At 38.6% G+C, this 12,732-nt stretch carries 13 protein-coding genes and 1 pseudogene; 11 read left to right on the forward strand and 3 right to left on the reverse strand.

The window, feature by feature from the left end:
* The first annotated feature begins 14 nt into the window (after positions 1 to 14).
* From EG346_RS15185 to EG346_RS15230, 10 genes are all read left to right on the forward strand, one after another.
* The gene (locus EG346_RS15185) at positions 15 to 881 is read left to right on the forward strand and encodes a triphosphoribosyl-dephospho-CoA synthase (protein WP_123879731.1); all 867 of its coding nucleotides are present in this window, start codon (positions 15 to 17) and stop codon (positions 879 to 881) included.
* Position 882: 1 nt separating this feature from the next.
* On the forward strand, positions 883 to 1,185 hold the full coding sequence (gene mdcC, locus EG346_RS15190) for a malonate decarboxylase acyl carrier protein (RefSeq protein ID WP_123879733.1): 303 nt from the start codon (positions 883 to 885) through the stop codon (positions 1,183 to 1,185).
* 2 nt (positions 1,186 to 1,187) lie between these two features.
* Positions 1,188 to 2,840, forward strand: a complete 1,653-nt coding sequence (locus EG346_RS15195; RefSeq protein ID WP_123879736.1) for a biotin-independent malonate decarboxylase subunit beta — start codon at positions 1,188 to 1,190, stop codon at positions 2,838 to 2,840.
* The gene (locus EG346_RS15200; RefSeq protein ID WP_228425962.1) at positions 2,831 to 3,469 is read left to right on the forward strand and encodes a malonate decarboxylase holo-ACP synthase; all 639 of its coding nucleotides are present in this window, start codon (positions 2,831 to 2,833) and stop codon (positions 3,467 to 3,469) included. Before EG346_RS15195 ends, EG346_RS15200 begins: the two co-directional genes overlap by 10 nt.
* A gap of 10 nt (positions 3,470 to 3,479) precedes the next feature.
* Positions 3,480 to 4,667 carry a porin gene (locus EG346_RS15205; protein WP_123879740.1) on the forward strand — a complete coding sequence of 396 codons (1,188 nt, stop codon included), beginning with the start codon at positions 3,480 to 3,482 and terminating at the stop codon, positions 4,665 to 4,667.
* Positions 4,668 to 4,680: 13 nt separating this feature from the next.
* The gene (locus EG346_RS15210) at positions 4,681 to 5,682 is read left to right on the forward strand and encodes an SLAC1 family transporter (protein WP_164466380.1); all 1,002 of its coding nucleotides are present in this window, start codon (positions 4,681 to 4,683) and stop codon (positions 5,680 to 5,682) included.
* A 199-nt stretch (positions 5,683 to 5,881) separates the two neighbouring features.
* Positions 5,882 to 6,307 carry an acetate uptake transporter gene (locus EG346_RS15215; RefSeq protein WP_262511548.1) on the forward strand — a complete coding sequence of 142 codons (426 nt, stop codon included), beginning with the start codon at positions 5,882 to 5,884 and terminating at the stop codon, positions 6,305 to 6,307.
* Positions 6,308 to 6,551: 244 nt separating this feature from the next.
* Positions 6,552 to 6,953, forward strand: a complete 402-nt coding sequence (locus EG346_RS15220; protein ID WP_123879744.1) for a hypothetical protein — start codon at positions 6,552 to 6,554, stop codon at positions 6,951 to 6,953.
* A 440-nt stretch (positions 6,954 to 7,393) separates the two neighbouring features.
* Complete coding sequence (locus EG346_RS15225) at positions 7,394 to 8,431, forward strand: aldo/keto reductase (protein WP_123879746.1); 1,038 nt, start codon at positions 7,394 to 7,396, stop codon at positions 8,429 to 8,431.
* A gap of 53 nt (positions 8,432 to 8,484) precedes the next feature.
* Positions 8,485 to 9,399 carry a helix-turn-helix domain-containing protein gene (locus EG346_RS15230; protein ID WP_123879748.1) on the forward strand — a complete coding sequence of 305 codons (915 nt, stop codon included), beginning with the start codon at positions 8,485 to 8,487 and terminating at the stop codon, positions 9,397 to 9,399.
* A gap of 400 nt (positions 9,400 to 9,799) precedes the next feature.
* On the opposite strand, the gene uraH is transcribed toward EG346_RS15230, so the two are convergent.
* Positions 9,800 to 10,132 (reverse strand): hydroxyisourate hydrolase, encoded by a 333-nt coding sequence (uraH, locus tag EG346_RS15235; protein ID WP_394343265.1) that lies wholly within the window; start codon positions 10,130 to 10,132, stop codon positions 9,800 to 9,802.
* On the opposite strand from uraH, the pseudogene EG346_RS25145 reads away from it, so the two are divergent.
* Positions 10,108 to 10,263: pseudogene (locus tag EG346_RS25145) on the forward strand (IS91 family transposase); the annotation flags it as partial. The gene uraH and the pseudogene EG346_RS25145 overlap by 25 nt on opposite strands.
* A gap of 232 nt (positions 10,264 to 10,495) precedes the next feature.
* Here the strand turns inward: EG346_RS25145 and EG346_RS15240 are convergent.
* Positions 10,496 to 11,548, reverse strand: coding sequence for a serine hydrolase domain-containing protein (locus EG346_RS15240; RefSeq protein ID WP_228429338.1), 1,053 nt, complete (start codon positions 11,546 to 11,548; stop codon positions 10,496 to 10,498).
* Between the two features lie 207 nt (positions 11,549 to 11,755).
* Complete coding sequence (locus tag EG346_RS15245) at positions 11,756 to 12,730, reverse strand: YncE family protein (RefSeq protein WP_202967110.1); 975 nt, start codon at positions 12,728 to 12,730, stop codon at positions 11,756 to 11,758.
* Between the last annotated feature and the right edge of the window lie 2 nt (positions 12,731 to 12,732).

Here is a 12,732-nt window from a genome sequence, read left to right on the forward strand (position 1 = left end):
TAATAAGAGATGTCATGGTAACTGAAAAAAAACCTATCGATCATTCTATAGATGCAGATGTGCTGGCTGATTTCGCCGTTCAGGCGTTACTTGAGGAAGTAAGGCTTACTCCAAAACCTGGACTCGTGGACTATGATAATAACGGATGTCATTTTGATCTGAATCTTTCTTTAATGGAATTGTCGGCCAATACCCTCCGTAGCACATTTAAAGAGATGGCTCAGGCTGTCCGCACTCAAAGACCTTCACAGCAGGTGAGGGAAATCCTGGCCATGATCGGCAGGGATGGTGAAAGGAAAATGCTGGCCGCAACCGGAAATGTAAATACGCACAAGGGCGCTATATGGACTTTAGGACTGATCACCGGAGCGGCAGCGATGCTACTTTCTGTGAAATACCCCGAAGAAATCACGACGAAATCTATCCTGAATGTCGCCGGTCAGATTGCCGTGTTTCAGGATCGGTATGTTCCAAAAAGTATCACAAATGGTTCGCTGGTGCGTAAAAGGTATTCAGTTAGAAGCGCGAGAGAAGAAGCAGCGATGAAGTTTCCCTCACTTCAAAACGTTGCCTTACCGGCCCTGGCTAATTTTAGTCATGAGCCTCAACAGATTCAAAGACTGAACGTTCTACTTTCGCTGATGGCCATCACCGATGATACCTGTATCCTTAACCGAAGTGATATGGAAGTTCTGGATAAAATAAAGGCGACGTCAAATAAGATTGTTGAGAACGGTGGAATGGGAAAAGTCCAAAATAGGGCAAGATTTCAGGAGCTTGACAGATTTATTACAGAAAACTGGGTTTCCCCCGGTGGAAGCGCTGACTTATTGGCAGCGGTTATTTATTTAGAAAAAATTACGGATAGTTTAAAAAAATAATATGGAATCATTTTCATTCAAATATCCTGCGACGAAATCTGTCGCAGGGAGAGCCCACACAGGAGTGTTAGGCTCTGGAGATTTAGAAATTTTACTGGAACCGACAGCATTCAATGAAACGGAATTTGTTGTGAGAACTGCTTCTGATGGATTTCAGGAGATCTGGAAGAGAGTTTTTGATCGCTTTGTAGCGTTGAACGATATCAGCGCGAAGATCATTCTGAATGACTTCGGAGCTACACCGGGGGTGGTAAGTCTTCGTCTTTCTCAGGTTTTAGAATTAGCTAACCAAAAAATCAATTAATTATGTTAAAAAATAGTTTTATAGAGTTAAAGGGACGTGAGCGTGCCATAGCTCTTTTGGATAATGGAAGTTTCAGAGAGATTTTAGGACCATTTGACCAGGTGGAATCGCCACATTTGGCCCCACAGGGAATCGTACCCGAAAGTGACGATGGGGTTATCATCGCAAAGGGAACCTTTAAAGGAACTCCTGCGGTTGTACTTTCAATTGAAGGCTTGTTCCAGGGTGGAGGAATCGGCGAGGTATGTGGAACCAAAATTGCGGGATCGCTTGAAAAAGCTTTAGAAGACAACAAGGCAGGAAAGAAGATCATTCCGATTATTATCTTCGATACCGGTGGCGTACGACTTCAGGAAGCGAATTATGGCCTGTTGATGATTTCAGAAATCCAGTCAGCAATAGTTGGCCTTCGCGATTACGTACCTGTCATCGGTCTTATTCCCGGTAATGTAGGAAGCTTCGGTGGAATGTCCATCACAGCGGCGTTATGTTCCGATTTGATTATGACCGAAACGGCACGTTTTGGACTGAATGGTCCTGAAGTGATTGAACAGGAGGCGGGAATTTCAGAATTTAACTCCAGGGACAGAGCATTGATCTGGAACACTATTGGTGGAAAAGCCCGTTATGAGATCGGTCTTGTTGACCAACTTGTAGAGGATGATATCATGTCCTTCATCACGGCGATCGATACTGCCGTACATAGAGAACATACTGCTCCGCGCACACATCAGGTAGATCGTTTCCTTTCTGTCGCAAACCGTCTGGACATGAACGGTAAAGCTACCAAAGATAAGATTTTAGAACTGCTAAACAATGAGGATTACGAGCTGCCCGAATTTGAAGACGCGAAGACAATCAGCAGGGGAAGAACATGGTTTTCAGCCTTTACTCATAATGCTGAATCGATAAGTGAATATCCTACGGTTCTGGTCGCTGATCGCGAGTTTAACGGTAAACAGACCCGGTTTATCAGTGTGGTTCCAAACGCCAAAAATAGTTTTCCGAGAGCTTTACACGGCGAGGTAGGATTACAGGAAGGATGGGTACTGGCAAAATATGTACGTGAGGCCATCCAGGAAGACGTGGATAAACAGGAAAAAAGAAATATTGTGGCGATTATAGATGTTCCGAGCCAGGCTTACGGATTTAATGAGGAGCTTTTCGGTATCCATTACGCATGTGCCGCAAGCGCGGACGGATATGCGACAGCGAGACTTCGAGGACACTCGGTTACAGGTGTAATTGTCGGAAATGCAATTTCAGGGGCGTTCCTTGCGCACGGGTTACAATCGAGCAGATTGATCGCCTTAAATGACGACTCCATCAATGTACAGGCGATGTCTAAACAATCGGCAGCCCGTATTACCAAACGTACAATCGCGGAGCTGGAGGAAGCAACCAAAAAAGTTCCCGCAATGGCTTATGATATCCACAATTATTACAGTTTGGGCGCGTTGGATGTACTTGTAGACGTGGCTGACGCTGATCAGCCAACCGCGGAGGATTTCCAAAAAGTGTCTGAAGAATTGATCAAAGCGATAGAAGCCAATGATTTTACACTTGGTCGTAGGCTGACTACACAGCCTGCTGTGGAAAGTGGAAGAAAAAGCTCAATCCTTGTCAGATCTAAAATAAGTGAGCAGTGGAACTAAGACCACATGATATTGTGTCTTTTAAAACTATGGACGACTTTCTTATGGCCAGATCTTTTCCAGAGTGGGAAATTCTCGGCCATAAGGAGGCTATCTATGGAGTTATAAGAAGGGACTCGCGCAGTGATAAAAATCTGATTCCGATCGGACTGCGAGGTGTTGAGCGTGGGCAACGTTGTGGCGGTTGGATAAGAGACGAGGCAATCAAAGAAATTATCACTCCGGAATCGCTTGTCAGTACTCTGAATTGGAAAACCCGCCGAACGGAATTCATTCCAAAAGTAATCACCTCGTTGATCAATGCTACGTCGATCTTTCAGGATACTGGACTGAGATGGGGGCCGACCGGCAGTACGGGATTTGAACTTGCTACGGGCATAAAGTCGATTAAAGATACAAGCGATCTGGATCTAGTTGTCTACGCCGGCGAAAAAATGAGTGTGGAGGCAGCACGCGATTTATTGACGCTGCTTGAAAAGACATCCGCCTGTAGGCTGGATATACAACTTGAAACTCCTAGAGGAGGTATTTCGATGAAGGAGTACGCGATATCACGCAATGTACTGTTGAAGTCGGATGCCGGACCATTCCTTGTAGATCGAACAACATTGTGGAACAATCTCAAATAATCTTTAGGAAATGAAATATCAGGTAAAAAAGTTTATCGGAGGATATTTGGCCTCAGTGAGTACAATGGTTCTTGTTTTTGCGCTAAGTTTTATAACTATCATTGCCGACGCAAAGCAGCCAGCTGTGAGCGATACATTACAGCGGCCACTTTTAAAAGTATTGAAGAAGCTGGAGCTATCGGGTACGATCAGAATGCGCTATACTTCGAGTCTTGAAAATAACATTGACGTAAACGGGAAAGAGCACAGCACGGATAAAACGGATGAGTTCACTACAAATGCCTTTACATTACCTCAGGTGAGGCTTGTTCTTTCAGGTAATATTACCGATAAACTGGATGTTTATTTTAGGGCGAACTTTGCGGAATTTGCTCAAAATCCACAGAACAAGGTTCTAGAATATGCCTACGCCACTTATCATTTCAATAAGTCACTGGCCTTGCGGGCTGGATTATTCAGGCCTGAGTTCGGAAGGGAAGATGATATTGCCACTGATTTTTTGCAGTCTTTCGACTACACGAACCAGTACAATGCTTTTGCGGAAAATGGCTGGATGAGCTATCAGTTGGGATTAAGCCTACTGGGTAAGACAAAAGTGGCAAGTATTCCGGTAACCTACTCAATTGGTGTATTTAACGGTAATGGAAGAGAGGGTTTTACGGACAGTGACAATGGAAAGCAGGTTCCAGCCCGTGTTACAGCCGAGGTGATCCCGGGACTTGAACTTGGACTGAACGGAGGTTTTGGAAAGAGCAGGGGTAATAGCGTACAAGCCTGGGGGGTGGATCTGAACTATGAAAAAAAACTCAATGAGAGGTTGTTGCTGGCAATCCTCTCAGAATATAAAGATGGCAGTAACCAAAGTCTGCTTTTTAACCAGAGTAACGCTGACCTGAGGATCAAGGATTATAAAGTTCGTGGAGTTTATGTATTGCCTAGTGTGCAGTACAAAGTTTACGGCAGCTTTGTAAAAGCTGTTGAAGCATCTTTCAAGTATGAATACCTTGATCCAAGTTATGTGCTGAGCGGAAGTAATGTCCGTCAGCAATATGTACCTATGCTGGGCATTGACTTTGCGGAAAAGTATGCTGTCCGCCTGCAGGTAGGAATGGTGATTGACCATTATGGACACAACGTTGAAAACTCCGTTCAGTACAACAGCTCCCGCTTTCTCATACAATTACAATTACGTTTTTAAAAATTATTTTTTTATGGATTTGAATAACGATATAGTCCTAGATAAAAATATCCAGAAGAAAGAAAATGCTTTACAGTATTTTCCGGTGAGCTTGTTTGGATCCACGGTCGCACTTGCGGGACTGGGAATCGCTTTCAAACAGTCTGCTGTAATATTTGGCTTGCCTAAAGAGCTTGGAACGATAGTCGCTGTTCTGGGTTGGTGTGTCTTCCTGCTTCTTATCGTATGCTATGGAATCAAATTCGTTCGATATCCCGATAAGGTCATGGCAGAGCTAAAACATCCGGTACAGGCTAATTTTTTAGGAACCTTTTTTATTTCGGCGGTTTTGCTTGCTGGTCTGGCTGTACCTTATTGTCTACTCCTGGCACAGATCACCTGGCTTGCGGGTGCTCTGGGAGGGCTGGTATATATGTATGTGCTAACCTCTCGTTTATTTAGGGGGGACCTAAACGTTCTGGATGCCGTCCCGCCGACCCTGATACCCGGGCTTACTGTCCTAAATGCTGCAACTACAGGAATTTCAATGGGATTCGGATGGTTTGGAGATGAGATCGACACAATCATGTTTTCGTTGGGGATTGCCTATGTTTTTACATTTTTTGTTATAATCAGTTATCGCCTCGTGCACCGTGCTCCTGTAATCCCTTTTCTTGTGCCGACGCTGCTTCTGATGTCCGCACCTTTTACAGTCAGTTTTATTTGCTATATGACGCGGATTACTTCGATAGATGCCTTTGGAAGCGTACTCTTTTATTTTGGCTTTTTCATCTATGTGGTCCTATTCTTCAATGTTTTCAAAAAAGGACTGAAGTTCATGATATCCTGGTGGGGGGCTTGCTTCTCTACCGGCGCATTGGCAAATGCATCGCTGAAATATGCTTTCATTAGCAAAGATCCAATGGTAAGGGATGTTGCTGGAGCCATGCTGGCATTGCTTGTGGTCCTAATCACGATTACCGCTTACCTTTCCTTACGCAATCTTTTTAGCGGTAAACTCCTTAGGCCGTCTTAAAAACCAAAGTATAAGTGAGCTGAACAAAAACAATTAATTCAAAAATAATTTATGGAAAATGATGTTTCAAAGAACATGCTGGAGCAAGCAGGCAACGCAGTAAATCCAGCCACTCTGGGACTGTGTGCCTTTGGGATGAGTACCGTGCTGCTCAATCTGCATAATGCGGGGCTTTATGAAATGAATGCTATGGTGATTGATGTCAATAGGCCTTTTTTTTGGAGGCTTTGGCCAGCTCATAGCCGGAATGCTTGAAGTAAAAAACAAGAATGTATTTGGGCTTACCGCTTTTACTTCTTACGGCTTTTTCTGGATTTCACTGGTGGCTCTGCTTATTTTTCCCAGACTGGGAATAGCGGTCGCTCCCTCACCGGTAGCTATGGGATCGTATCTCGTGCTTTGGGGGATTTTCACTTTTTCACTTTTTATGGCTACGCTGAGGATAAACCGAGGGCTGCAGGTTGTTTTTGGGCTATTGACATTACTTTTCATACTGTTAGCCGCAGGAGATTTTAGTTCAAGTGATACAGTCACAAAATTGGCGGGTTATGAAGGAATAGTTTGTGGCCTAGCTGCTATTTATGTGGGAGTCTCTGAATTGCTCCATGAAATGGATCGGAAATAACAATGCTTCTTTTATGAAAGGTATTGATTGATGTACCATTGATCCAGGCTGTGATGCCATTTATAGCATCCGCAAGCCGGTACATCGCACAAAAAAATACGTCCGCAAACAGTTTACTTTCGATATCGAAGCGAAAAGAAAGTCAATAGCAAAAGATATCAATTTACTCAATGAAAAAGTTGCTAGTGCGAGAGATAAATATCTTGCGGACAAATTAGATGAAGATGATTATAAAGACATCAAAATGCTCACGAGATCACAAATTGAACAACTGGAGCAGGAGCTTCAACACATTGTTTCGGAAAGCAAAGAACTTGACATCAAAACAAAAATAGAGAATGCGCTTGATTCAATGAAAAATCTTGCAAACCTTTACCAGCAGGGCGATTTGCTAACAAAAAGAACAATAGGGTGTTTGATATTTCCCCAAAAAGTCGAATTTGACGGAAAAAGTTTTCAAACACCTAAAATGAACATTGTCGCCCAATGTATCTATCAGTATAATAATGGATTAGGAAATAAAAAAAACCGACATCGAAGAGTGAAATCTTCAAATGTCGGTCATGTGAACTTGGCAGGACTCTATTCAAACCAATTATTGCAGGATATAGATAATACAATACAGGTTATCAACAACTTACAATAAGGTATTTTTCTTAAGAGGTAATAATTTTTTTTTTTGATAAAGTGGGAAAAAATATCGTCGGAATAAAAATAATTTGAGTAAGAAAAATTCAGTAAAAGATGCGAATATGGTTGACAGCGTTAGGGACTATTTAAAAGAAAGGGCGATTGAGAATAGTATGCTCTTTCAAGTTCATCAGGTAAAGAATCCTATTAATTCGAAGGATGAAAATTCTTTAGATATATTATTAAGTCTGCGAGAAGAGTCTAATTTGGAGGACTGGACAGCTATAAACAGAAAAAGGTAACATTATAACCCTCAATTTTTTGAGCTTGAGTAAGGAACAGTACTGAAAAACCTAAATTAGATTAAATCCTCATTTTGAACACAAACAACTTCATTTTGAACACAGAGACAGATTAAAGTCTTCTGACCTTTGTACTTCACAATAAAATAAAAAAATGAAGTACAAAATTTTAGGAAATACAGGCTTGAAGGTTTCTACGCTCTGTCTAGGAACAATGAATTATGGCGGACAAGGTTTCTTTGGCTATATGGGTAATCTTGACCAAAATGCAGTTGACGAACAAATTAAAACAGTAACAGAAGCTGGTGTTAACTTTATTGACACAGCAAACATTTATTCAGAGGGACTTTCTGAAGTGATGATCGGTCAGGCACTAAAAAATCTTTCCATCAACAGAGACGATTTGGTTTTGGCGACTAAGGTTAGAGGTACGATGGGCAAAGGTCAAAACGACTTGGGGCTTTCTAAAAAGCACATCATTCAACAGGTAGAGGGTAGCCTAAAAAGGCTTGGTACAGATTATATTGATCTCTATCAAATTCATACTGCAGATCCGCTGACGCCAATTGAAGAGACCATCCGGACATTAGATGATTTGGTGAGAAGTGGTAAAATAAGATATTTTGGTGCTAGTAATATTGCGGCTTGGCAATTGATGAAAGCACTGGATTATTCACAATACAATAATTTAGACAGATTTGCATCCCTGCAAGCCAATTACTCATTAGACGTGAGAGATGTAGAACGTGAAATTGTACCAATGCTACTTGATCAGAAAGTAGGAATGATGGTCTGGAGTCCATTGAGCGGGGGATTATTAACTGGTAAATACAAAAGGGATAGTCAAAAAGGAGAAGGGCGACTAAATAGTTTTCCATTTCCACCTTTTCACGAAGAAAGAGCTTATAATGTTTTAGACGTGCTTACGCCAATGGCAAAGCAAAAACAAGTTTCAATTTCTCAATTGGCTCTGGCTTGGTTGTTACATCAGCAAGTTGTAAGCAGTGTCATCATCGGTGCAACAAAACTGGAACAACTTCAAGACAATTTAAAATGTGTTGATGTCGTTTTTACAGCTGAAGAAATCAATCAGCTGGACGAAGTAAGTCAATTGCCTGTTGAATATCCTGGAAACGTTTTAGAAATAATGACAATGGATAGAAGCGAAGGAAATGATTTTTTAAATTCTTAAATTTACAAAGCATCAATTAGGCAGTCAGACATTGCTGCCTGCCTATTTAGATTATGAAAAATACAGAGCAAAACATAAAAAAAATAATTTCCGTAAAAGAATTGCATTCTTATATGGGGCTGCCAAGTCCGTTAAATCCATTAATCACAATCATTGATCATTCACAGACACAAAATAAAAGCCAGGAAAGTGATCAAAAATTACTTTTAGATTTTTACAATATTTCAATCAAAAGAAGTTTTAAAGGGAAATTGAAATATGGCAAAAATAATTATGATTTTGATGATGGTACGATGTCCTTTATCGCGCCAAACCAAATCCTTAGTGTGGATAATGACCAAGATAGAAATATGGATGGGTGGTCTTTATTATTTCATCCTGATTTAATAAGACAATACCCATTGGGTAAAGCAATTAAAAGTTATGGCTTTTTTTCTTATACCGTAAATGAAGCCCTTCATCTTTCGGACGAAGAGGAAAAAACAATCGAAATAATCATTCAAAACATTCAAAAAGAAATCAATTCAAGATTAGATCTATTCAGTCAAGATGTCATCGTTTCAAACCTAGAGCTGCTATTAAGTTATTGCAACCGTTTTTACAGCCGACAATTTCTTACACGGAAAATGGCAACAAACGACTTGTTAACAAAGTTTGAAATAAAACTAGATCATTATTTTAGTGACAATTCAAATCTTGTATTACCAAAAGTAGAAAAATTAGCGACCGAATTAAATGTTTCTTCTCCCTATTTAAGTGATATGCTGCGAAACATTACTGGACAAAATACACAGCAACACATCCACGAGAAGTTAATAGAAAAAGCAAAAGAGATTTTGACAACTACTAATTTGACAGTAAGTGAAATTGCTTATCAGCTCGGATTTGAATATCCACAGTCATTCAGTAAATTATTCAAGAGTAAAACCAATCTGACACCTAGTGAATACAGACATAGCTACAACTGAAATATTTTGTCGCTAGAAATTAAATATGTTATTTTCCATGATGAATAATTTATCAGATATGTATTTGAACGAGGTATCATCTAAAATACACGTGGTTGGTGGCTTAGCCGGAAAAGAACTTTCTGCTCATTATAAAGGTTGGATCCTCAGAACTCACTAAGATCAGATAATGATCATACTTTAAGCGGGTAAATGCAAATTATCACTTAATAACTGCATTAGGGTGGCCGTGTACTTACAATCAAAATATCCTACGTTGTGACAACGATTTTTTAGTGAAGATTGTTAGATGATCAGTAACTTTTTTTTGAAGATCACAAAAAGACAAACGTTGAATCATGATTCAACGTTTGTCTTTTATAAAAATCTAATAGTAATTATGGGTGAGATAATTCGGTAATTAACTCCCTCTGTACGTCGAATAGCCATAAGCAGACAATGTTATCGGAACGTGGTAATGATTTTTGTCCTTGATTTCGAATACGACTTCAATAAATGGATAAAAACTTTCCGTATTGTTTTTTTTGAAATAATCGCTGGTGAAGTAAGTCAATTTAAAAATACCCAGATTATCTTTTTCTGAAGGTAGAAAATCCGAAATCCTGCCGTTTGTATCGGTATTTTTCTCGTCTACAAAAGTCCATATTTTAGATTGGTTATTATACTTTTCTAATTTTATTTTGACTCCTAAAACAGGGAGACCTTTAGATTCAGCCCAAGGAAAAACTACCACCCAAAGCTTTTCAGCCAAAATGTACTTGCTGCAAAATTGGAAATTTGGTAACGATTGCAACGTTTGATTTACGCGGTCCGCCAAGTTGGTTTTTGGAGATGAGCCAAAACTATGAAACGCCTAAAATCTAGCATTTTGGGTAAGGGAATTTATGCCCAAAAGTAAAGGAAAACACGATAAAACCTGGAAAAACCACCAAATTCACCAACAAAAAAAGAGACCTTTCTGAAAGTCTCCTGTATATCTTTAAAATCCTTCGTCGGTAAACCCATAATGTTGAAAAAAGCTCCCGAAGCTTCCGTTCAACAGGGTTTTCATTGTTCGTGCTTCGCACGCAACGAAAACTTAGCTATTAGGCGACGGTTATTTTCCAGTTGTTTTTTCTGGAAGTTTATATTTTTGATTTTTTAAGATTGATATTATTGCGTCAGAAATTTCAAAAACTCTTCCGTTATAGTTATTATCTAATAAAATGATTGTGAACTTTTCGTTCTTATTAGAAATCAAAAGAGCTTCATAGTTTCCCATTCTGCCATCGTGTAGATGTTCGATTATTTTCTTGTTTTTATATTTTGCTTGTCCTAAAGCGGATTGAGTTTCAGGTAAATTAAATTGTTGACCGATTTCATAAAGTGATTTTTTGTTAATTACTTTTTTTGAGCAAAGACAATTTTCCCAATTCAATAAGTCGATTGTCGTTAAATAGGTTCCGCCAGTTATTGGTAAGTCTGGTTTGTCAGGTACAAAATCATTATTAAATCCTTTGGCTATGTTTTCTTCATTTTCAAAAAGTGTCATAACTGACGAATTCATTGCACAAGGCTGAAAGATGAATTTTTCGACATACGTTTTATAATTCATTCCGGTTAATCGCTCAACTATAAAATGTCTTAAAAAAATATTATTATTGTTGTATTCGTAATTTTCACCAGGCTTAAAATTAAGCATATCAATTAGCATTAAACCGTTAAAAAGGTCTTTGTCACTTTTTATGTTTTTCCAATTCACATCAGGTATTCCGCTTGTGTAACTCAATAAATTCTTAATTGTGACTTCATTTGCCCATTTTGGAAGTTCGGGAATAAATTTAGAAATCTTATCGTTGAGTTTCAGTTTGCCCTGTTCTTTCAATTGCATTAAAGCAACTGCACTAAATTCTTTCGTAATAGAACCAATATTAAATCTGTAATCAGTCGTTAGTCGGTTTGTTTTACTTGCATCAGTAAAACCAAATGAAGTGCTGTAAATTATTTTGTTATTTTTTGAAACAAGCACATTTCCATTAAAAATTCCAATCTTATTTGACCATTTCATTAAAGAGTCAATTTGCATTGTTTCTTCTGTTTGAGCAAATACATTATTTGTCAACAATAATAGAAAAATGATAATGGAAAATAGATGTCTGTTTAATCGCATATTTTTATTTCGCCCTTTCTTTACGGCATTTTTGGTTAACTGTCGCCTAACGTTATGCCACTTAGCGATGTTGCGAGCTTCGTGACCGATTATTTTCCGCTAAAGATAAAATTTCTTGCGAAACGTAAACGTGAATTTACCACAAAACTCGCAATATTGCTAAATGGCTGTTAGCGGATAGCCCTTTTACCTTTTTTAGGAAATTTATTAATTCTGAATACTATATATTATTTTCTTTTCAGAAAGATTAACTACACTAATAGATAAATCTTTGTTTAGTACAAATACATTTTTACCGTTTTTAGAGTAAACAATCGCTTGTCTTGGTTCATTAAATCCTGTTATCACTCCAATATTAGTTAGTGTTGATACATCAATTATTGAAAGAGAATTATCTTCCTTATTTCCACTCAATAAAATGTTTTCATCTGAAGATAATGATGCGCCATAAGGATCTTTGCCTACAGAAATTGTTTGAGCGATTATACCTGTATTTAAATTAACTACTGCAATGGAATTGGAACCACTATTAGCAGCAAATAATGTTTCACCATCTTTAGTAATAGAGATAGCTCTTATTTTGCTAAAACCAGTAATAGTTGTATCGATTTTTAAAGTTGCTGCGTCCACAACCGAAATAGCGTCGCTGGCAAAATTGGTCACGTAAATCTTTGTATTTGTTGCGTTTAATTTAATACCTTGTCTTGGTTCGGCAAAACCTGTTATTATTTTTTTTACCGATTTACTTGAAAGGTCAATTACCGTTACTGTATTTGTTGCCTCATTATTAATATAAATTTCTTGACCATTGTTGCTAATTGCTGAACCAAATGCTCCAAAGCCTACCGCATATTTTTCAATGATTTTAAATTTCTTTGTTTCCAGTACAGTTAAAAATCCGGTGCTGCTGTCAGTGATGTAAAACTTCATTCCATCAGGCGAAAAAATGATGTTTCTTGGACTAATGAATCCAAATATCTTTTTTATTAATTTATGAGATTTTAGATTATAAACACTTACGAAATTTACGTCGCTGTTTGATGCTAATGCAATATTTTCGGTTGGACTTATTGCTAAAGAATTATTTTTTATGTTACCGTCAAAGATTTGTTGCGCTTGAGTTTTGGTAGCAATAATACTAAAGAATAGTATTAACATTCCAATTTTGAATTCATTTTTCATAT

The organism is Chryseobacterium carnipullorum, from assembly GCF_003815695.1.
Classification (GTDB): domain Bacteria; phylum Bacteroidota; class Bacteroidia; order Flavobacteriales; family Weeksellaceae; genus Chryseobacterium; species Chryseobacterium carnipullorum.